This window comes from Streptomyces sp. NPDC059201, assembly GCF_042754585.1.
In the GTDB taxonomy this organism is placed as follows: Bacteria; Actinomycetota; Actinomycetes; order Streptomycetales; family Streptomycetaceae; genus Streptomyces.
This window is the reverse complement of record NZ_JBHZBB010000014.1, coordinates 90903-111827: the sequence shown is the minus strand read 5'-3', so window position 1 is coordinate 111827 and position 20925 is coordinate 90903. Positions and strand designations below refer to the sequence as shown.

17 protein-coding genes are annotated in these 20925 nt (G+C 72.1%); 6 read left to right on the top strand and 11 right to left on the bottom strand.

Features of this window, described 5'->3' with window-relative positions:
* Positions 1–91: 91 nt before the first annotated feature.
* Together ACFXMG_RS34195 and ACFXMG_RS34190 are read left to right on the top strand one after the other, a co-directional pair.
* Positions 92–1555, top strand: a complete 1464-nt coding sequence (locus ACFXMG_RS34195; RefSeq protein ID WP_383824146.1) for an AI-2E family transporter — start codon at positions 92–94, stop codon at positions 1553–1555.
* Positions 1552–2226 (top strand): hypothetical protein, encoded by a 675-nt coding sequence (locus ACFXMG_RS34190; RefSeq protein ID WP_383824143.1) that lies wholly within the window; start codon positions 1552–1554, stop codon positions 2224–2226. The genes ACFXMG_RS34195 and ACFXMG_RS34190 overlap by 4 nt, the downstream gene beginning before the upstream one ends.
* A 66-nt stretch (positions 2227–2292) precedes the next feature.
* Here the strand turns inward: ACFXMG_RS34190 and ACFXMG_RS34185 are convergent, their stop codons facing one another.
* Positions 2293–2826 carry an alkyl hydroperoxide reductase gene (locus ACFXMG_RS34185; protein WP_383824141.1) on the bottom strand — a complete coding sequence of 178 codons (534 nt, stop codon included), beginning with the start codon at positions 2824–2826 and terminating at the stop codon, positions 2293–2295.
* 2 nt (positions 2827–2828) lie between these two features.
* Positions 2829–3383: a peroxiredoxin gene (locus ACFXMG_RS34180; protein ID WP_362472773.1), complete on the bottom strand. Its 555-nt coding sequence runs from the start codon at positions 3381–3383 to the stop codon at positions 2829–2831.
* A 133-nt stretch (positions 3384–3516) separates the two neighbouring features.
* Between ACFXMG_RS34180 and ACFXMG_RS34175 the strand changes: the two genes are divergently transcribed.
* Positions 3517–4491: a LysR substrate-binding domain-containing protein gene (locus ACFXMG_RS34175; protein WP_383824138.1), complete on the top strand. Its 975-nt coding sequence runs from the start codon at positions 3517–3519 to the stop codon at positions 4489–4491.
* Positions 4492–4601: 110 nt separating this feature from the next.
* Here ACFXMG_RS34175 and ACFXMG_RS34170 read toward each other — a convergent pair whose 3' ends face one another.
* Genes ACFXMG_RS34170 through ACFXMG_RS34160 form a run of 3 tightly spaced genes read right to left on the bottom strand, consistent with a single transcriptional unit; the run spans position 4602 to position 8157 of the window.
* On the bottom strand, positions 4602–6965 hold the full coding sequence (locus ACFXMG_RS34170; RefSeq protein WP_383824135.1) for an ABC transporter permease: 2364 nt from the start codon (positions 6963–6965) through the stop codon (positions 4602–4604).
* On the bottom strand, positions 6953–7636 hold the full coding sequence (locus tag ACFXMG_RS34165; protein WP_383824132.1) for an ABC transporter ATP-binding protein: 684 nt from the start codon (positions 7634–7636) through the stop codon (positions 6953–6955). The genes ACFXMG_RS34170 and ACFXMG_RS34165 overlap by 13 nt, the downstream gene beginning before the upstream one ends.
* Positions 7633–8157, bottom strand: coding sequence for a PadR family transcriptional regulator (locus ACFXMG_RS34160; protein ID WP_383824129.1), 525 nt, complete (start codon positions 8155–8157; stop codon positions 7633–7635). Before ACFXMG_RS34160 ends, ACFXMG_RS34165 begins: the two co-directional genes overlap by 4 nt.
* Positions 8158–8483: 326 nt before the next feature.
* Here ACFXMG_RS34160 and ACFXMG_RS34155 point away from each other — a divergent pair, with 326 nt between their 5' ends.
* Positions 8484–10790, top strand: coding sequence for a transglycosylase domain-containing protein (locus ACFXMG_RS34155; protein ID WP_383824126.1), 2307 nt, complete (start codon positions 8484–8486; stop codon positions 10788–10790).
* A 71-nt stretch (positions 10791–10861) separates the two neighbouring features.
* On the opposite strand, the gene ACFXMG_RS34150 is transcribed toward ACFXMG_RS34155, so the two are convergent.
* The 3 genes from ACFXMG_RS34150 to ACFXMG_RS34140 all read right to left on the bottom strand — a co-directional run bounded on the left by ACFXMG_RS34150 (position 10862) and on the right by ACFXMG_RS34140 (position 15298).
* A complete protein-coding gene (locus tag ACFXMG_RS34150; RefSeq protein WP_383821671.1) occupies positions 10862–12811 on the bottom strand; it encodes a SpoIIE family protein phosphatase in 1950 nt (649 codons plus the stop codon).
* A 309-nt stretch (positions 12812–13120) separates the two neighbouring features.
* On the bottom strand, positions 13121–13795 hold the full coding sequence (locus ACFXMG_RS34145) for a DUF402 domain-containing protein (protein WP_383821668.1): 675 nt from the start codon (positions 13793–13795) through the stop codon (positions 13121–13123).
* A gap of 99 nt (positions 13796–13894) precedes the next feature.
* Complete coding sequence (locus ACFXMG_RS34140) at positions 13895–15298, bottom strand: class II fumarate hydratase (RefSeq protein ID WP_383821665.1); 1404 nt, start codon at positions 15296–15298, stop codon at positions 13895–13897.
* A gap of 159 nt (positions 15299–15457) precedes the next feature.
* On the opposite strand from ACFXMG_RS34140, the gene ACFXMG_RS34135 reads away from it, so the two are divergent.
* Positions 15458–16984 carry a ricin-type beta-trefoil lectin domain protein gene (locus ACFXMG_RS34135; RefSeq protein WP_383821662.1) on the top strand — a complete coding sequence of 509 codons (1527 nt, stop codon included), beginning with the start codon at positions 15458–15460 and terminating at the stop codon, positions 16982–16984.
* 90 nt (positions 16985–17074) lie between these two features.
* Here ACFXMG_RS34135 and ACFXMG_RS34130 read toward each other — a convergent pair whose 3' ends face one another.
* Positions 17075–17710 (bottom strand): lipoprotein, encoded by a 636-nt coding sequence (locus ACFXMG_RS34130; RefSeq protein ID WP_383821659.1) that lies wholly within the window; start codon positions 17708–17710, stop codon positions 17075–17077.
* Between the two features lie 103 nt (positions 17711–17813).
* Between ACFXMG_RS34130 and ACFXMG_RS34125 the strand changes: the two genes are divergently transcribed.
* Entirely contained in the window at positions 17814–18314 is a 501-nt protein-coding gene (locus ACFXMG_RS34125; RefSeq protein ID WP_383821656.1) for a hypothetical protein, read from the top strand.
* A 16-nt stretch (positions 18315–18330) separates the two neighbouring features.
* On the opposite strand, the gene ACFXMG_RS34120 is transcribed toward ACFXMG_RS34125, so the two are convergent.
* Together ACFXMG_RS34120 and ACFXMG_RS34115 are read right to left on the bottom strand one after the other, a co-directional pair.
* Positions 18331–18987, bottom strand: coding sequence for an HAD family acid phosphatase (locus ACFXMG_RS34120; protein WP_383821653.1), 657 nt, complete (start codon positions 18985–18987; stop codon positions 18331–18333).
* A 178-nt stretch (positions 18988–19165) separates the two neighbouring features.
* Entirely contained in the window at positions 19166–20836 is a 1671-nt protein-coding gene (locus ACFXMG_RS34115; RefSeq protein WP_383821651.1) for a fumarate hydratase, read from the bottom strand.
* Positions 20837–20925 lie beyond the last annotated feature (89 nt).

The window sequence follows — 20925 nt, the reverse complement described above, 5'->3', positions numbered from 1 at the left end:
CGCTCAACCCCGGGGAGCCCCGCACCGTCCTACGGTGCGGGGCTTCCTGCGTGTAGGTTGCCAGGGACCGAACGGGGGGAAGAGGAACGAGATGTCGAGACTGCCAGGATGGCTGAGCCGACTCGGCGAGGGCATCAGCCGCATCGGGACGGAGCTGGACGCCCGGCGCGCCGAGGCCGAACGGCGCGGGCCGGACGGAGCACCGTACGAGCGGCCGGTGACGCCCGCTCCGGAGGCACCGCCCGAGGAGAAACCTTCCGGTGGCCCGGCCGCCGGGCCCGCCGACGGCTCCGCGCCCGGTTCAGCGGCAGGCTCTCCCGATGCCTCCGCCGCCGCCGGTGAGGCCGCCGGGGCGGTCGTCGTCGTCCCCGCGCCGCCGGCGTACGCCCCCGACGTCCCCGCCCGGCCCGATCCGGTCTCCGCCATCCCGTGGGGGATAAGGGTCGCCGCCGAGGCAGGCTGGCGGCTGCTCGTCCTGGCGGGCACGGTCTGGGTGCTGATGCGGGTCATCAGCTCCGTCCAGCTCGTCGTCCTCGCCTTCGTCGCCGCGCTCCTGGTGACCGCGCTGCTCCAGCCGACCGTCGCCCGGCTGCGGTCCATGGGCGTGCCGCGCGGGCTCGCCACCGCCCTCACCGCCACCGCCGGCTTCGTCGTGATGGGGCTGGTCGGCTGGTTCGTGGTCTGGCAGGTGATGGACAACATCGACAACCTCACCGACCGGGTCAGGGACGGCATCGAGGAGCTCAAGCGCTGGCTCCTGGACAGCCCCTTCCACGTGACCGAGCGCCAGATCAACGACATCGCGAAGAACCTCAGCGACACCATCGGCTCCAACGCCGAGCAGATCACCTCCGTCGGACTCCAGGGCGTGACCGTGATCGTCGAGACCATGACGGGCATCCTGCTCGCCATGTTCTCCACCCTCTTCCTGCTGTACGACGGGAAGAAGGTCTGGGAGTGGACGCTCAAGCTCGTCCCGGCGCAGGCCCGTCCCGGGGTCGCCGGTGCGGGTCCGCGCGCCTGGCGCACCCTCACCGCCTATGTGCGCGGCACCGTCCTGGTCGCCCTCATCGACGCGGTCTTCATCGGCCTCGGCCTCTACTTCCTCGACGTGCCGATGGCGGTCCCGCTCGCCGTCTTCATCTTCCTCTTCGCCTTCATCCCGCTCGTCGGTGCCGTCATCTCCGGCGCGCTCGCCGTGCTGGTCGCCCTCGTCACCAACGGCGTGTTCACCTCGCTGATGGTGCTCGTGGTGGTCCTCGCCGTGCAGCAGATCGAGGGCCACGTCCTCCAGCCGTTCATCCTCGGCCGGGCCGTCCGCGTCCACCCGCTGGCCGTGGTCCTCGCGGTCGCCGCGGGCGGTCTGACCGCCGGCATCGGCGGCGCCGTCGTCGCCGTCCCGCTCGTCGCGGTCGCCAACACCGTCGTCGGCTACCTGAAGGCGTGGAGTCACGAACCGGCGCTGCTCAGCGCCCCCGAGCCGCGCGGCGCGACCGCCTTCGAGGTGGCCCCGACACCGGCGCCCGGCTCGCCGGAGCGGAAGGGGCAGGCGTGATATCCGAGCCCGAACTGGTGGGCGGCGCCCCCTTCGAGACCGCCGAGCTGCTGACCGAGGCGCGGGAGCCGCGCCCGCCGCGGGCCCGCCGCCCCTGGCTGTGGGCGCTCGGCGGCGCGGCGGTCGCCTCGGCGGTGTGGGGAGCGGGACTGTACGCGTACGACAGCGGCCGGCAGAGCGAGGGCGTCGACCTGGGCGGGTACGAGGCCGTCGAGGAGCTGTGCGAGCGGGCCGAGCTGAAGGGCCTGGCGATGGTCCTCGGCGACCCGGCCGGCACGGGTCCCGGGCCCTTCCTCGACGAGCCGGCGCTGAGCGAGAGCTCCTGCTCGTCCAGTTTCGGCGAGGACGACACCATGCAGAGCGTCGAGATCCGGTACACCCTGCACAAGGAGACCGACCCCGGGGCGGAGTTCGCCGCGCGCGCCAAGCAGGAGGACCTGATCGTGCCGATCGCCGGCGTCGGCGAGCAGGCGTTCTTCGGCGACCGGGGCGAGGACGGCGGGTCGCTGCGGGTGCTCGACGGGCAGGCGGTCGTGCAGATCGACGTCTACCGCAGCTACTACGAGACCGAGGAGGGCGTGGCCGTCGCCGAGGGCGCGCCGGACCTCTCCGGCATCGACGTCCCGATGACCCAGGACGCCCTCGCGCTGCTCGCGGCGCTCAGGAAGTAGCTCGGGCACGGGAAAGGGCCCCGGAGCACTCGGCTCCGGGGCCCTTCCCATGTCACTACGCGCCGGTTACTCGGCGAGGACGGCTTCCGCGTCCAGGGTGACGGCGACCGCCTGGATCACCGCGGCGATCTTGACCGCTTCCTGCACGGTCTCGCGGTCGACGCCGGCCTTGCGCAGGACCTGCTCGTGCGAGTCCAGGCACTGGCCGCAGCCGTTGATCGCGGAGACGGCGAGCGACCAGAGCTCGAAGTCGACCTTCTCGACGCCCGGGTTGCCGATGACGTTCATCCGCAGACCGGCCCGCATCGTCCCGTACTCGGGGTCCGACAGCAGGTGCCGGGTCCGGTAGAAGACGTTGTTCATCGCCATGATGGCGGCGGCGGACTTGGCGGCCTGGTACGCCTCGGGCTTCAGGTTCGCCTGCGCCTCGGGCTCCAGCTCCTTGAGCACCTTCGGCGAGCGCGAGGCGATCGCGCAGGCGAGGACGGTGCCCCAGAGCTGCTGCTGCGGCAGCTCGCTGTTGCCGATGACCGAGCCGAGGTTCAGCTTCAGGTCCTTGGCGAAGTCCGGTATGGCGGACTTCAGCTCATCGAGGGCCATGCTCACTCACCGGCCAGGAGCGCGCCGGCGTCGAGGGTGTCCTCGCCCTTGTTCCAGTTGCAGGGGCAGAGCTCGTCGGTCTGGAGGGCGTCGAGGACCCGCAGGACCTCCTTGGGGTTACGGCCGACGGAGCCGGCGGTCACCATGGTGAACTGGATCTCGTTGTTCGGGTCCACGATGAAGACCGCGCGCTGGGCGAAGCCGTCCTCGCCGCGCACGCCGCAGTCGCTCATGAGCTCGTGCTTCGAGTCGGCGAGCATCGGGAAGGGCAGGTCACGCAGGTCGGCGTGGTCCTTGCGCCAGGCGTGGTGGACGAACTCGGAGTCGCCGGAGACGCCGAGGATCTGGGCGTCACGGTCGGCGAACTCGTCGTTCAGCTTGCCGAAGGCGGCGATCTCGGTCGGGCAGACGAAGGTGAAGTCCTTCGGCCAGAAGAACACCACGCGCCACTTGCCCTCGTAGGACTTGTGGTCGATCTGCGCGAACTCCTTGCCGCTCTCCAGCGACACGCAGGCGGTCAGGTCGTAGGTGGGGAACTGGTCACCGACAGTGAGCACGCGCTCTCCTTGCAGAGTGGAAGGGTCCCTTTTGGGGGCTTCCGTGAGGGGTTGGACGGATCACAGCATGGCACGCAGTGCATTGATCAGGGAAATAGCTAGAGTGGGTCGTGTTGATCGAAGGTGGTTATCAGTGGCTTCCCCCTACAGCCCCCCGCACGGCCCCCAGCGCGCCAAGCAGCCCAGCCTTTCCCAGCTCAGAGCCTTCGCGGCGGTCGCCGAGCATCTGCACTTCCGGGACGCGGCGGCCGCCATCGGCATGAGCCAGCCCGCGCTCTCGGGCGCGGTTTCGGCACTCGAAGAGGCACTCGGTGTCCAGCTCCTGGAGCGGACCACCCGCAAGGTGCTGCTCTCGCCCGCCGGGGAGCGGCTCGCGGTCCGCGCCCGGGCCGTGCTCGACGCCGTCGCCGAGCTGATGGACGAGGCGGAGGGCGCCCGCGCCCCCTTCACCGGGGCGCTCCGCCTCGGCGTCATCCCGACCGTCGCGCCCTACCTGCTGCCGGCCGTGCTGCGCCTGACCCACCGCCGCTACCCCGACCTCGACCTCCAGGTCCACGAGGAGCAGACCTCCTCCCTCCTGGAGGGACTGGCCGCCGGCCGCCTCGACCTGCTGCTCCTCGCCGTGCCGCTCGGCGTGCCCGGGGTCACCGAGCTCCCGCTCTTCGACGAGGACTTCGTGCTGGTCACCGCGCAGGGGCACCCGCTGGCCGGGCGGGACGACATCCCGCGCGAGGCCCTCAAGGAACTGCGGCTGCTCCTCCTCGACGAGGGGCACTGCCTGCGCGACCAGGCCCTCGACGTCTGCCGCGAGGCCGGACGGGAGGACGGCGCCGAGGTCACCACCACCGCGGCCGGGCTGTCGACCCTGGTCCAACTGGTGGCCGGCGGCCTCGGCGTGACCCTGCTGCCGCGCACCGCCGTCACCGTCGAGACCGCCCGCAACACCGCCCTGTGCACGGGCTCCTTCACCGCCCCCGCGCCCACGCGCCGGGTCGCCCTAGCGATGCGCGCCGGAGCGGCCCGCCAGTCCGAGTTCGAGGAGCTGGCCGAGGCCCTGCGCGAGGAGCTGGAGGCGCTTCCCGTACGGGTGCTGGGCGCGGGCACCTGAACCGGCGGCGCTTCTCGTACGCGGACGGGGCGCGGGCTCCCGACACCCCCCGGTGCCGGGAACCCGCGCCCCGTGGCGCGTACACCCGCCTCGTACACCCGCTCGGCGGGTTACTCCGTGCGCAGGCCGTCCGCGCGCATCAGCCGCCACAGCAGCGGCAGGCTGAGCAGCGTGACCGCCGCGATCAGCGAGGCGCCGACGCCGACGATCGGCAGGAAGACCCACCAGTCCTGCACCCGCTGGCCGGTCATCGCCAGGAGCACCAGGCCGAGGCCGAGGCCGCCCGCGACCGCGAGGGTCAGGCCGACGGTGATGGGCACCGCCGTCTGCCACAGCACCGACCAGCCGAGGGTGGTGCGGCGGGTGCCGAAGGCGACCAGGGAGGAGAGCAGCCGCTTGCGGTCCCGCAGCTGTTCCAGGGTCGCGACCAGCAGCGAGGCCGCGACGAGCAGCATCGTCAGGGTGGAGCCGACGAGGATGCCGGTGCGGACGCTGAGGAAGCGGGAGGACTGCTCGGTGTCGCTCAGCCCGCGGACGGTGGCGGTCGGGTCGATCGCCAGGGCCGCGTTCCGTACCAGCTCGGGGGCGTCGGGGACGGCCGGGTCGAACCGGACCATCACCTCGGCCTGAGGGTCCTCCAGGCGGGCCGCGTCGATGGCCTTCGGGGTGGCGAGGACGCCGTAGCGGTGCATGCCTGCCGGGTCGGGGCGGGCCGTCACGGTCCGGGTGTCGGCGGGGATCCGCCACAGCGGCACGGTCCCCTTGTGCTCGACGGGGTCGCGGAGCGCGACCTGGGCGCCGGGGCGGGCGGTCTCCTTGATCCAGTCGGCGTCCGGGGCGTCGGTCGCGCCCTTCGGCGGCAGGACGACGAAGACGTCCCCGTCCGCGCAGGAGGGCAGCACGGCGTACTCGCGCAGCGAGGAGCAGTCGCCGACGGAGAGCGCGGTGATCGGGGCGAACTCCTCGCCCGGCTTCAGTGGACCGGGCCGGAAGACGTGCGCGTCGGTGGTGCCGATCACTCCGGTGACGCCCTCGACTGCGGAGAGCCGGTCGATGGTCCGGCGGGCCTCGTCGCCGTCCCGGGCGTCCAGCGTGGTCTGGAGCTGGGCCCGGGTGGTGTCGTGGCCGGTGTTCGAGGTGAAGTCCCGCTCCATCGCCTGGAAGAGCATCTGGAGCGCGATCGCCCCGGCCGCCGCGACCACGATGCCGCTGACCGCGCGGGCCGCGGTGCCGCTGGACAGCTGGAGCCGGCGCACCGCGAGCTGCCAGGAGACCGGGCCGCCGCGCAGCCGTTTCACCGCCGCCTCGACCAGCCACGGCAGCAGACCGGTCAGGCCGATCAGGACGAGGACGGTGCCGGAGCCGATGGTGGCGGTGTCGATGGCGGTGTCCTCCATCCGGATGCCGCCGACCGTCGGGACGAGCAGCGCGGCGCCCGCCGCGAGGATCAGCAGCCGCCACCACAGCCGGCGGCGGCGCGGGGTGGAGTCCCGCACCACGCCCAGCGGCTCGATCGCCACCCCGCGCAGGGCGAGGAGGGTGACCACGACCGAGGCGACCGGCACCACGGCGAGGACCAGCAGCGCCAGGAGGGTGTACGGGACGACGTCGCCCGGGAAGGCGTTGACGTCCCAGATCTCGACGGCCCCGGCGAACTGCCGGGCGACCAGGAAGAGTCCGGCGCCGACGACCAGGCCGAGCAGGGCGCCCGCGAGCGACTCGCCGGCCGCGACCCGCCGGGTCGTGGCGTTGTCCGCGCCGACCAGCCGGAGCGCGGCGAGCCGCCGGTCGCGCTGCTCGCCGCCGAAGCGGGCGGCGGTGGCGATGAAGACGAGCACCGGCAGCAGCAGCACCACATAGGCGATGACGACGAGGAGGAGCAGGAAGGCGTTCATCGGCTCCTCGGGCACCGACCAGCCGTAGCGCACCCCGCGCCCGTCGTAGTTGTCGGTGGTGAGGAACGGGGCGTGGGCGACGTACCGCAGCTCGTTCGGGCCGATCAGCCCGGCCTCGCCGATCGTCCCCACGACCTTGTACGGCAGGCGTTCCTTGAGGAGGGCGCCGTCGGGGGAGTCGAGCAGCCGGCCGAGGGCGGGGGAGACCAGCATCCCGCCCGCGGCGGGCACCCCGTCCGTGCCGGGCGGCACGGCGGGCTTCGCGTCCTCCGGCTTGAGCAGGAGGCCGGTGAGGCCGGTGCCCCGGTAGGAGCTGTGCTGGGTGTAGTGGAGGAAGGTCCCCGGGCCGGGCTCCTCGATCATCCTCTGACTGGCGTCGGGCGCGCGGGCCGCCTCCCTGACCTCCCGCTGGAAGAGCATGTTCGGCAGCGAGGAGGCGAGGAGCAGCAGGGCCACGCCGAAGCCGACGCCGGCCGCGGTGAGCAGTGTACGGAGCACTCCGGAGCGGCCTCCGGTGGTGGCGAAGCGGGCGCCGAGCGCGAGGTCGCGGGCCCAGACGCGCGGGTTCACGCGGCCCACTCCGTGTCGCGGACCGAGCCGTCGCGGACGACGACCTCGCGGTCGGACCAGGCGGCGACGCGGGCCTCGTGGGTGACGAGGACGACGGCGGCGCCGGTGTCCCGGGAGGCGTCGGTGAGCAGCCGCATCACGCGCTCGCCGTTGAGCGAGTCGAGGGCGCCGGTCGGCTCGTCGGCGAAGATCACGCGCGGGGCGGTGACGAGGGCGCGGGCGACGGCGACCCGCTGGCCCTGGCCGCCGGAGATCTCGCCGGGGCGCTTGCCCGCGGTGTCGTCGACCTCCAGGCGGGCCATCCACTCGACGGCGCGGGCCTCGGCGGCCTTCCGCTTCTCGCCGTTCAGCCGGAGCGGCAGGGCCACGTTCTCCGCGCAGGTCAGCTCGGGCACGAGCTGGCCGAACTGGAAGACGAAGCCGAAGTCGGTACGGCGCAGGGCGCTGCGCGCGGTGTCGGAGAGGGCGGTGAGGTCGCGCCCGTCGTAGGTGAGGGTGCCCGCGTCCGGGCGGACGATGCCGGCGAGGCAGTGCAGCAGGGTCGACTTGCCGGAGCCGGAGGGGCCCATGACGGCGACGACCTCCCCCGCGCGCAGGGCGAAGTCCGCACCGGAGAGCGCGGGGGTGGAGCCGTACGCCTTGGACAGTCCGGCGGCCCTGAGGAGAGGCGCGGCGGTCATCGGCGGACCTCCTCGGCGAGCCGGTCGAGCCGGGCGGCCGTCAGCTCCAGCCAGCGCAGGTCGGCCTCCAGGTGGAAGAGGGCGTGGTCGCAGATGAGCTGGTCGGCGAGGTCGCCGTCCTTCTTGCGGCGGGTGAGCTCGCGCATCAGGCGCAGGTGCTCGGCGCGCTGGGTGTCGAGCAGCTCGGCGGCCCCGCGGCCGGTCATCAGGGCGAGGACGACCTTGGTGTAGAGCGTGGACTGGAGGTACGGCTCCGGCTTCTCGGGCGTCGCGAGCCAGTCGGCGACGTCGGTGATGCCGGCGTCGGTGATCGCGTACCGCTTGCGTTCGGGGCCGCCGCCGGGCTCGATGCCCTCGACGACGACGAGGCCGTTCTTCAGGAGGCGGGACATCGTCGAGTAGACCTGGCCGTAGTGGAGCGGCCGGTCGTGGCCGAACCGCTCGTCGAAGGCGCGCTTGAGGTCGTAACCGTGGCGCGGGCCTGTCTCGAGGAGGCCGAGAAGGGTGTGACCGATGGACATGGCGCCACTGTACACGGGGTGTATACGCACGTTGTATAGCCGGGTGGCATCACGGAGGGAGGGCGGAGAGAGGGAGGGGAGAGGGCGGGGAGGGGGCGGCGAGGGGGCGGGGAGACGGCGCGCACCGAAACGGAACCGGTCCTTCACGCAACCATCACGCCCTCCGGAACGTCGGTTCCCCTGGGGGTGGGTGCTGATTCTCACGTCCTGAAAAGACGTGATCGGTTGTCCTATGTCCGCACTGTCGGTGTTAGCTTGCTGAGCTGATCCGGCGCCTCGCCGGGCCGGGGACGACGGGACACACGACGAGCGGAGCGACGCGACACATGGGCCGACCCGAGAAGAAGGCGAAGAAACGGGGCATACGCCGCCTCTTCACCTGGAAGAAGATACTGGGCACCTTCTTCGTGGTCTGCCTGCTCGGCATGGGCGGTCTCTACACCGTCTACCTGCTGGTCCCCGTGCCCACGGCCAACGCCGAGGCGACCATGCAGAGCAACATCTACAAGTACTCCAACGGCAAGATCCTCGCCCGCACCGGCGAGATCAACCGCGAGATCGTGGGCCTGGAGAAGATCCCGCTCCCCGTCCAGCGGGCCTTCGTCGCCGCCGAGAACAAGACCTTCTACAACGACAACGGCGTCGACATCAAGGGCACCACCCGCGCCGCCTGGAACACCCTCACCGGCAAGGGCAAGCAGGGCGGCTCCACGATCACCCAGCAGTTCGTCAAGAACTTCTACCTGAGCCAGGACCAGACGGCGACCCGCAAGCTCAAGGAAATGGTCATCGCCGTCAAGGTCGACCAGGAGATGACCAAGAGCGAGATCCTCGCCGGCTACATCAACACCAGCTACTACGGCCGCTCCGCGTACGGCATCCAGGCCGCCGCCCGCTCGTACTACGGCACCGACGCCTCGAAGCTCACCACCGCGCAGGGCGCCTACCTCGCCGCGCTGCTCCAGGCCCCCAACCAGTACGACTGGACCTCCGCCAACGCCACCGGCCGCAAGCTCGTCGAGGACCGCTGGCACTACGTCCTCGACAACATGGTCGAGGAGGGCTGGCTCTCCCCGACCGAGCGGGCGGGCATGAAGTTCCCCGCCCCGAGGGAGCCCAAGCCGCTCCCCGGCATGGAGGGCCAGACCGGATACCTCGTCGAGGCGGCGAACCAGGAGCTGATGCGCCAGGGCGTCAGCGAGGAGGACATCAAGGCCGGCGGCTGGACGATCACCCTCAACATCGACGAGCAGAAGCAGAAGGACCTCGTCGCGGCCGTCGACAAGCGCCTTGAGGACAAGATCGACCGCAAGGGCGACAAGAAGGCCGCCACCGTCCAGGCCGGCGCCACCTCCGTCGACCCGAAGACCGGCGCGGTCGTCGCGATGTACGGCGGCATAGGCGCCACCGAGCACTGGATGTCCAACGCCACCCGGCGCGACTTCCAGCCCGCCTCCACCTTCAAGCCGATCGTCCTCGCCTCCGCCATCGACAACCAGTCGGTCACCCAGGACGGCCGCGAGATCGGCCTGAACACCGTCTATGACGGCGACAGCAGGCGCGAGGTCGTCGGCAGCGACATCGAATTCGCCCCGCAGAACGAGAACGACCGCTCGTACGGCTCCGTCACCGTCCAGAAGGCCACCAACAGCTCGATCAACTCGGTCTACGCCCAGATGATCGTCGACGTCGGCCCCGCCAAGACCAAGAAGACCGCCCTCGCCCTCGGCATGAAGGACGGCCAGGACTTCGGCACCACGCCCGCCATGTCGCTCGGCACCATGGGCGCCTCCACCCTCGACATGGCCGGCGCCTACGCCACCCTCGACAACCACGGCAAGAAGGTCACCCCCGCCGTCGTCAAGGAGATCCAGCACCGCGACCGCCAGGTCGACATCGTCCGGCAGTCCGGCGAGCAGGTCATCAGCCGCGAGGCCGCCGACACCGTCACCCAGGCCATGATGGGCGTCGTCCAGAACGGCTCCGGCGCCAACGCCGCGGGCGACTACGAGGCCGCCGGCAAGACCGGCACCTCCGAGAACAACCGGTCCGCCTGGTTCGTCGGCTACACCCCCGAACTGGTCACCGCCGTCGCCCTGTTCGGCGAGGACACCTCCGGCAAGATCGCCCAGCAGGTCACCCTCACCGACTCCATCGAGCCCGGCCGCGCCAACGGCGGCGGCTTCCCGGCCCGGATCTGGGGCGAGTACACCGAGCGCGCCCTGAACGGCGGCTCGGACGCCCGCTTCGAGCTGGAGACCGAGGGCGGCAGCGGCGGTGGCGGCGCCACCGAGCCGACCCCCACGGACAGCGCGACCCCGACCGACGAGCCCACCGAAGAGCCGACGACGCAGGCGCCGACGACCCCGCCGACCAGCACCTTCACCGTGCCGCCGCCGCCGACGACCTCGACGGCCACGGTCCCGCCGCCGCCCACCGACAAGCCCACCACCGTCCCGCCGCCGCCGACCGAGGAACCCACCGAGGAGCCGACGAACACGGAGACCGTCCAGCCGCCCGACACCGGGGGCCCCGGCGGCGGTGACGACGGCAGCGGAGACTCCGGCGGGGGCGGCGGAGGCGGCGACGAGAGCGTCACCGCACCCGGCAGCGCCACCCAGCAGCCCCGCTGACACACCCGCATATGCGGAAGGCCGGTCCCCAGGAGGGGACCGGCCTTCCGCATGTCATCGGCAGTGCGTCATCAGCCCCGCGTCGCCAGCTCGAACCAGACGACCTTGCCGCCCGACAGCCGGGTCGCGCCCCACCGCCGTGCCAGCCGGTTCACCAGGAACAGGCCGCGCCCGCCCTCGTCCGTGTCACGGGCCCGCCGCTGCCGGGGCAGCTGCGGGGAGTCGTCGCCGACCTCGCAGCGCAGGACGTCGGTCTTGAGCAGCCGCAGGGTGACCGGCCGTTCCGCGTACCGCACCGCGTTGGTCACGACCTCGCTGATCAGCAGCTCGACCGAGTCCGTCAGCTCCTCCAGGTCCCAGCGGGCCAGCGCCCGGCGGGCCAGCCGGCGGGCGCGGCCCGGGGCCGCGTCCTCCGGTTCCAGGAACCAGTACGCCACGTCGCTCGGCGCGATCCCGTCGAAGCGGGCCGCGAGCAGGGCGATGTCGTCGTCCCGGTCGCCCGGCCCGAGCATGTCGAGCACGTCGTCGCAGAGGGCCTCCAGCGGCGGCGCGTGGTCGGGCCCGGTCAGCTGGGCCGCGGCGGCGAGCCGCTCCCGCAGCTGCTCGATCCCGGTCCACACGTCCCGCAGCCGGGACTCGACCAGGCCGTCCGTGTAGAGGAGCAGGGTCGCGCCGGCCGGGGCGTCGAGCTCGACCGCCTCGAAGTCGACGCCGCCGACGCCGATCGGGGCGCCCGCGGGCACCCGCAGCACCTCGGCGTGCCCGTCCATGTGGAGCAGTATCGGCGGGGGATGCCCGGCGTTGGCGACCGTGATCCGGTGCGAGACCGGGTCGTAGACCGCGTACAGGCAGGTCGCCATCCGGTTCTCGCCGAGCCGCTGGGCCTGCTCGTCGAGGTGGTGCAGCACCTCCTGCGGCGGCAGGTCGAGGCCGGCCAGGGTCTGCGCGGTGGTGCGCAGCTGGCCCATGATCGCGGCGGAGGTCATGGAGTGGCCCATGACGTCGCCGACGACGAGGGCGACCCGGCTGCCGGGCAGCGGGATCGCGTCGTACCAGTCGCCGCCCACCCGGGCCGTCTCGGCGGCCGGGAGGTAGCGGGAGGCGAGCTTGACGCCGGTCGGCTGCGGCAGCGAGTCGGGCAGCATCGTGCGCTGGAGCTCGTCGGCGATGTACGCCTCGCGGCCGTACAGCACCGCCTTGTCGATGCCGAGCGCGGTGTGGGTGGCCAGCTGGGCGCCGACGAGCAGGTCGTCGGGGTCGAAGGCGGGCTGTTCGGCGCGCCGCAGGAAGACGGCGGCGCCGATCACCCGGCGTCGGCCGCGCAGCGGCGCGAGTATCGCCCGCAGCCCTCGGGGGAGCGGATGCTCGGGGCCGAGGAGTTCACCGAGGGCCGTCCGGGCCGCGGCGGAGTCGCCGAAGACCGGCCGGACGCCGCGGAGCACCTCGGAGAGGGCACTGCCGGAGCGCACCTCGCAGAGTTCGGCCGCGGGGGTCGGGTCGGGATCGGGTACGAGGACGAGCTCGTCGCCCTCCAGGTCCGTTAACCGCAGCCGGTCGGTGCGGCGCAGGCGCAGCACGAAGGGCGCCACCGGACGCTCGTCGCCCACCGGCAGCGGGTCGCGGAGGTAGACGAGGATCTCGTCGGAGAAGGTGGGCACGGTGGCGCGGCACAGGCCGAGGACGATCTCGTCCAGGTCGAGGCCGCGGGCGATCCGCCGGGTCGCGGCGCCGACGAACCGCAGCCGGTCGCCCTCGCGGCGCGCTGTCGGCGCCGTGCCGCCCTCCCCGCCCGGGGGCTTGGGGGAGACGGCGACGGCGACCGCCGGCGCGGAGGGCCCGGGCGGCTGCGGCGCGGGCTGCGGCGGAGCCTCGGGGGCCTGCGCTGCCGGCTGTGCGGTCGGCTGTGCGGGGATGTCGGAGGGCAGGCCGGCGGGCGCGGCCTCCTGGCGGGGCCGCGTCTGTTCCTGGGGCCGGTCGGCCAGGGGCTGCCGGCCTTCGTGGGAGGTGGGATGCTCCGTCACGCGTGGGATTCCGTCCGTCCGGGCCGGTGGTGCGATGCACTCGCTCTTCTCGCCGATGCCGCGCCTCCGGCGGGGGTAAACCCCTCGGAGGCGGTGTTCGCGGTGGATACGGACGATCCGCGGACGGCGGCAGGGGCGGGGGGTGCGGCGGCCGGGCACAGCTCGGGCACTGCTCTCCCCCTCATCGATGACGTGCGGTGACGTGTGGTCAGTTGCTGCGCTGCGTTCGGTCGGTGACGTCGTGTCCGCCCGGTGTCGGCCGTGCGGAGGACGATCCTACGTTTCGACCCCGGGGGCGCATCAAGGGTCTCATGGCGCCGTGTGCGCCGGAGTGCGATCCCAGTCCGCCGGCAGGGCGGGGACGGTCCAGGCGGGATCGGGCCGCCACTCCTCCCAGCCGTCCCGGAAGGGCGTCCCCCACTCCTCGACGAGCCGTACGGCCGCCGCTCCGGCGTCCTTCACCCGGGCGGCCTGGGCCGGGTCCATCAGCCCGGAGGACTGGGCCTGGGCGAACTCGTCCTCGTCCCGCCAGAGCCAGCTGCGGTCGGGGTAGACGGAGATGTCGAGGAAGTGGTCCTCGGAGTCGACGCCGCCGGCCCAGCGGCGGCGCGGTTCCTCCAGGTTCACGTACCAGCTGCGGAAGCGCCAGCCGCGCTCCCAGAACAGCCAGACCGACCAGGGCTCGCCGGGCCGGGCCAGCTTGAGGACCCCGCTGCCGGCCCAGTGGGCGCGCTCGGTGGTGCGGGGCGCGGTGTAGCGGGTGGCGAGGGGCTCGTCGTGGACGGAGGTGCCGTCGGCGAGCACCGGCCGGACGCACTCGGTGCCGGGCGCCATCCACACGGCGAGCAGGTCCGGGGTGTCGCGGACGACGGTCACCGGCCGGCAGATGTGCACCTCTTCGGTGCCGATGCCGCGGTAGCGCCAGAGGATGTGCTCCCCCGGCGCCCAGTGCTGGAAGTCGCCCGAGCCGTCCGATCCTGTCATGCGCAGATCTTAGGGGCGCGCTCCCACCCGCGCTGCGGTACAGGTCACGGTTGAGTCATGAGCCGGCCGCCGTAGGTTCACGCCTGCGCCACGACGGGATCAGGGCCGGGTCATGCGCAGCACGTCGAGCGCCTCGTCGAGCTGTTCGAGGGTGAGGTCGCCGCGGTCCACGTAGCCGGACTCCAGGACGACCTCGCGGATGGTCTTCCGCTCGGCCAGGGACTTCTTGGCGACCTTGGCGGCCTCCTCGTAGCCGATGTACTTGTTCAGCGGGGTGACGACGGAGGGGGAGGACTCGGCGTACTCGCGGGCGCGCTCCGCGTTCGCGGTGATCCCGTCGACCGTGCGGTCGGCGAGCAGCCGGGAGGCGTTGGCCAGGAGCCGTACGGACTCCAGGAGGTTCTTGGCCATCACCGGGAGCATCACGTTGAGCTCGAAGTTCCCCGCGGCGCCGGCCACCGCGACGGTGGTGTCGTTGCCGGTGACCTGGGCGGCGACCATGAGGACCGCTTCGGGGACCACCGGGTTGACCTTGCCGGGCATGATCGAGGAGCCGGGCTGGAGGTCGGGGAGGTTGATCTCGGCCAGTCCGGTGCGGGGACCGCTGGCCATCCAGCGCAGATCGTTGGCGATCTTGGTGAGGGAGACGGCGATGGTCCTGAGCTGGCCGGAGGTCTCCACCAGGCCGTCCCGGGCGCCCTGGGCCTCGAAGTGGTCGCGTGCCTCGGTGAAGGGCAGGCCGGTGGCGCGGGCGAGCTCGGCGATGACGGCGGCCGAGAAGCCGGGCGGGGTGTTGATGCCGGTGCCCACGGCGGTGCCGCCGAGGGGGAGCTCGGCGAGCCGGGGGAGGGAGGCGCGCAGCCGTTCGATCCCGTACCTGACCTGGGCCGCGTAGCCGCCGAACTCCTGGCCCAGGGTGACCGGGGTGGCGTCCATCAGATGCGTACGGCCGGACTTCACGACCGCCGCGAAATCGGCCGATTTTCGCTCCAGGGCGGCGGCGAGGTGGCCGAGGGCGGGGATCAGGTCGCGGGTGACGGCGGCGGTGGCGGCGATGTGGATGGAGGAGGGGAAGACGTCGTTGGACGACTGCGAGGCGTTGACGTGGTCGTTGGGGTGGACGGCCCGGTGGGCCGGGAGCCGCTCGCCGGCCAGGGTGGCCAGGACCTCGTTGGCGTTCATGTTGGAGGAGGTGCCGGAGCCGGTCTGGAAGACGTCGACGGGGAAATGGTCGTCCCAGCGGCCCTCCGCGACCTCCCCCGCGGCGGCCGCGATCGCCTCGGCCCGGTCCCGGTCGATCACGCCGAGCTCGGCGTTGACCGTGGCGGCGGCGGCCTTGATCCGGGCCAGCGCCTCGATGTGGGCGCGCTCCAGGCGCTGCCCGCTGACCGGGAAGTTCTCCACCGCACGCTGGGTCTGGGCCCGCCACTTGGCGTGCGCGGGGACCCGTACCTCGCCCATCGAGTCGTGCTCGACGCGGTAGCCCTCGACGTCGTCGTTCATGGTCCCTCGTCCTCCTGAACGTGCTCGCTGACGTGCTCGCCGGACGTGCTCGGCCGCCTCAACGTCCTCAAAAAGATGAGCACTTGTCTTGTTCGATGTATTCCCAAGGCGTGTACCGGCCAGTAAAAACCGTGGGTAACCCCACTTCCAGGAGGCGCAATGAAGCGCACCAGGTACAGACTCCGGTGGCCCATCGCTGCCGTCGCGGCCGCCGCCGCCGCACTCGGCTCCCTCACCGCCGCCCCCGCCGGAGCGGCCGAGACCGGTACGAAGGCCGCCGTCGCCTCCGTACCCCTGCCGCCCGCGCTGGAGACCATCCGGGCCGCCGAGGCCACGAAGATCTACGGCAGCCCCGAGGAACGCCCCCTCGGCCAGCGGAAGACCGGCCTGATCTCGCTCGGCGACAGCGAGATCTCCGGCGAGGGCATCGGCAGTTACGAGCCTCCCACCAACGGCCCCACCAACTGGTGCCACCGCTCGCCCGACGCCGCCATCCACCGCACCGGGATCGCCGCCGACCTCACCTTCAACGTGTCCTGCTCCGGCGGCTACACCGGCAACATCAAGATCGGCGGCAGCAAGCAGTACGCGGACGAGCTGGTCCAGAGCGACAACCTCGCCATCAAGGCCCGCAACACCCGCATCAAGATGGTGCTGCTGGTCGCCGGGGCCAACGACGACCTCCAGTTCGGCCCCGTCATGACCGACTGCGTCACCCGGTTCGTGCTCAGCCAGGGCACCTGCGAGCCCAAGTACGCCCCCGGCTGGCAGGCCCGCGTCGACGCCCTCGTCCCCAAGGTCGAGCAGACCGTCCGCGACCTGAAGACCGTCATGCGCGACGCCGGGTACGCCGACGGCGACTACAAGCTCGTCGTCATGGGCTACCCCAGCCCCATCGGCCCCGACTTCCGCGACAACCCCGACTTCCCCGGCAAGCTGGCCTGCGGCGGCATGGGGTACGACTCCGACACCGTCTGGGGCCGCAACACCGCCGTCCCCGCCTTCGAGCGCGGCATGCGGAAGGTCGCCGCCTCCACCGGCGCCGTCTACCTCGACAACTCCCGCCTCTTCCACGGCCACGAGGTCTGCATGGAGGACACCTGGGCCCGGGGTCTCTACATCGACCTCTCCAAGCCCGGCGGCATCGACGAGAACTCGACCCGCCAGTCCTTCCACCCGAACAAGAGCGGCCACGCCGCCTTCGCCTCCTGTCTGACCCAGCTCTACGCCTCGGGCCTGCGCGAGGCGAGCTGCGCCGACGTCAACTCCTCCGGCACGCCCACGCTCTTCCCGGTCGCCTGGGACGACGTCTACAAGCCGCTGCGGAACGAGGCGACCGGCAACTGCCTCGACGTGAACGCCTCGGCGTCCTCCAACGGCACCGGCGTCCTCGGCTGGGACTGCCACGGCGGCCGCAACCAGGGCTGGTGGTACGACTCCGCCCGCCAGACCCTCCACACCGAACTCACCCAGGACCGCTGCCTGGACGTGCCCGGCGCCGCCTACCAGGCCGGCAAGGCGCTCATCATCTGGAACTGCGGCGGCGCCGCCAACCAGAAGTTCGTCCGCGACGGAGCCACCCTCCGGCCCGCGGCCGCGACCGGCCTCTGCCTCACGCAGGGGGCGGCGAAGGAGCCCGTACGGCTCCAGACCTGCAACGGCTCGGCGAACCAGAGGTTCGCGTAGCCGCGGCGGGACCGAGAACGCCGTGGCCCTCCGTCCGGTGCGGGGCGGGGGGCCACGGCCCTGTCACGAGACCCTTGCAAGCCACCCTCTTCACGTCACCTTGAGCGTCGACTTCGCCCGTTCGTACGCGGCGACCATGTCGTCCTCCCCGGCGTCGAGGCCGCCGAGCTCGACGACGACCACGCCCCGGGCGGTCTGCACCGCGAAGGACCGCCCGTCCCGCCATTCCTCCATGAGCTCGCCGTAGACGGAGTAGCGGGCCTCCACGGCGGGTCGGCCGCCCACCTTGAGGTCCGTCAGGGCGAGTCCCTTGATCTTGTCGGCCTTCACGAAGGCCGCCAGGGTCGTCCGCGCCGGGCCCTTCGGCGCGGTCCACACCCGCAGGAAGCCGACGTACGGGGTCCCCTCCGCCTCCGCCTCGCACACGATCGTGGCCGGGCCCTGCTTCACCAGCGCGGCGAAGTCGGGGTCGGCGGGCGGGTCGACCTTCTCCGGCTCCCAGCCCTCGGTGAGGGAGAACGAGACGGGCAGGACGCACGCGGAGCCGGGCCCGCCGAGGGTCTGCGCGGCCTCAGGGGCCTTCGTCGTCTCCGTCGCCTTCGTCGCCTTCGTCGTCTTCGGGGCCGCGGACCTCGGGGTGTCGTCCGGCGTCGGAGTCGTACCGCAGGCGGTCAGCAGGGCGGCCGCGAGCAGGGCGGTACCGAGAAAGGGGGCTCTACCTGGCATGGCCTCATCATCCCTGACCGGAGTGCGTCACCCGGACGGCGGCCCCACAATATGAGGACGGCCCGAAGGGGGGAGGTCCCGTACCCCGCCAGGGAGGCAGTCCATGACCCGCACCTTCAGGAGGATCGGCGCCCTCGGCGCCGCGACCCTCGCGGCCGTCGCCTTCAGCGCCGCCGCTCCGGTGGCCGCCGCGCCCGCCGCCGACGGGTTCGAGTTCACCCTCTACGCCAAGGAGATCCCCAGCGACGAGGGCGGCGAGGAGACCGGACAGGCGCCCGAGGTCGGCGACTCCTTCGCCTTCGCCGACGACCTCTTCCGCACCAAGGGCGGCGAGGCGGCCGGCCGGGACGGCGTCAGCTGCACCGTGGTGCGCGCCGGCAACCCGGCCGACCTGCAATGCGTCGGCACCTTCGTCCTGAACGGCGGCCCTGGCGGCCAGATCGCCGCGCAGACGCTGTTCTCCGCGGACCCCGCCGACGACACCCCGGCCGCCTTCGACATCGCGGTCACCGGCGGCACCGGCGACTTCAAGGACGTCCGCGGCTGGATCCGCTCCACCCCCGACGGGGAGTACGCGAAGCTGGAGTTCCACCTCACCCGCTGACCGGGCGGGCGGGCGGTCAGGACAGCTTGCCGTAGTCCGGCAGCTTGAAGGCGCGCTCGGCGTGACCGCCGACGACGTCGGTCGTGTTGTTCCCGATGTTCGCGATGATCGTGTAGCCCTTGGCCTCGATCTCGGCGCGCTTCTCCGTCTTGTACGCGCTCACCTCGGCGAACAGGTCGGGCAGCGAGCGCACGTACAGCCCGTCCACCGGGTAGCCGACCTTCTTCAGGTTCCACTCGGTGAGGGAGTGGATGATCCCGGGGCGGGCGGTCACGAAGAAGACCTTCACGCCGCGCGCGTGCGCGTCCCGGACCAGCGCGTGGATCTCGGGGATGGCCGGGGTGGGCAGCTCCCAGAACGGGTGGAAGTCCGTCTCCAGGGAGCTGTTGTCGATGTCGAGGACGATCGCCTGCTTCTCGGTGCCGGCGTCCTCGGCGCGCTCCTCGATGTACGGGCGGGCCTGGGCGACCACGGCGGCCACGTCACGGCGCCAGGTCGGGTAGTCGACGCCCTCGATCGCGGCGGCCGAGGCGAGGTGGGTGTCCGGGTCGGCCGCGGAGGCGGCGGGCGCGGGCCCGGCGACGAGCAGGGCGGTGAGGCCGAGGAGGCCGGTGGCGGTGGCCGCGGTCCTGGCGGAGGGCTTGGGGGGCTTGGGCAGGAGGGGCTTGGGCATGGGGGGCTCCCGAGTGGTCGACCGTCTCAGTGGTTGACATGCTCGCGACCCATACTGACCAGTAAGTGTCCGGCTGACTACCGGTCGGTAGCGACTTTCCGTGCGGGAGGTGCCGACCGGGAACGACGCCGCCCCCGGTCCGCGGGGGACCGGGGGCGGCGTCAGGTACTACCGCGGGTTACGCGAGCTGGGAGCCCTGGCGCACCGGGATGTGCGTGAACGTCGGCTCCGGCGCGGGGTTCTGGAAGAAGTCGTTGCCCTTGTCGTCGACGACGACGAACGCGGGGAAGTCCTCGACCTCGATCTTCCAGACGGCCTCCATGCCGTCCTCCTCGTTGTCCAGGACCTCGATCTTCTTGATGCAGTCCTGGGCGAGGCGGGCGGCCGGGCCGCCGATGGAGCCGAGGTAGAAGCCGCCGTGCGTGCCGCACGCGTCGGTGACCTGCTGCGAGCGGTTGCCCTTGGCGAGCATCACCATCGAGCCGCCCGCCGCCTGGAACTGCTCCACGTACGAGTCCATCCGGCCGGCCGTCGTCGGGCCGAAGGAACCGGAGGCGTACCCCTCGGGGGTCTTCGCCGGGCCCGCGTAGTAGACCGGGTGGTCCTTCATGTACTGCGGCATGTCCTCGCCGGCGTCGAGCCGCGCCTTGATCTTGGCGTGCGCGATGTCGCGCGCCACGACCAGCGGGCCGGTGAGGGAGAGGCGGGTCTTGACCGGGTACTTGGTCAGCTCGGCCAGGACCTCGTCCATCGGCCGGCTGAGGTCGATCCGCACGACGTCGCCCGCGTCCAGGTGGGTGTCCTCGGTCTCCGGCAGGAAGCGCGCCGGGTCCGTCTCCAGCTGCTCAAGGAAGACGCCCTCGGCGGTGATCTTCGCGACGGCCTGGCGGTCGGCCGAGCAGGACACGGCGATCGCGACGGGCAGCGAGGCGCCGTGGCGCGGCAGGCGGACCACGCGCACGTCGTGGCAGAAGTACTTGCCGCCGAACTGCGCGCCGATGCCGATCTTCTGCGTCAGCTCGAAGACCTTCTCCTCCAGCTCCTTGTCCCGGAAGCCGTGGCCGGTGGCGGCGTCGCCCTCGGTGGGCAGCTCGTCCAGGTAGTGCGCGGAGGCGTACTTCGCGGTCTTGAGCGCGAACTCGGCGGAGGTGCCGCCGACCACGATCGCCAGGTGGTACGGCGGGCAGGCGGCCGTGCCGAGCGAGCGGATCTTCTCCTCCAGGAACTTCATCATGCTCGCCTCGTTGAGGACGGCCTTCGTCTCCTGGTAGAGGAAGGACTTGTTCGCCGAGCCGCCGCCCTTGGCCATGAAGAGGAACTTGTACGCGCCGCCGTCGGTCGCGTACAGCTCGATCTGCGCGGGCAGGTTCGAGCCGGTGTTCTTCTCCTCCCACATGGTGACCGGGGCCATCTGCGAGTAGCGGAGGTTCAGCTTGGTGTACGCGTCGTAGACGCCCTTCGACAGGGCCTCCTCGTCACGGCCGGACGTGAGCACGTTCTGCCCGCGCTTGCCCATGACGATCGCGGTGCCGGTGTCCTGGCACATCGGGAGCACACCCGCCGCGGCGATGTTCGCGTTCTTCAGCAGGTCGAGCGCGACGAACTTGTCGTTGCCCGACGCCTCCGGGTCGTCGACGATCTTCCGCAGCTGGGCCAGGTGGGCCGGGCGCAGGTAGTGCTGGATGTCGTGGATGGCCTCGGCGGCCAGCTTGCGCAGCGCCTCCGGCTCCACCTTGAGGAACGTACGGCCGTCGGCCTCGAAGGTGGAGACGCCCTCGGCGGTCACCAGGCGGTAGGGCGTGGTGTCCTCTCCCAGGGGGAGCAGATCGGAGTACGCAAACTCTGGCATGACGGCAGCCATTCCTCACTCGGCAGACAGCAGCGCGCCGCCTCCATTGGCGGGCGCGCCCTCCAGCGTAGAACGAGGGCGCGGCCCCG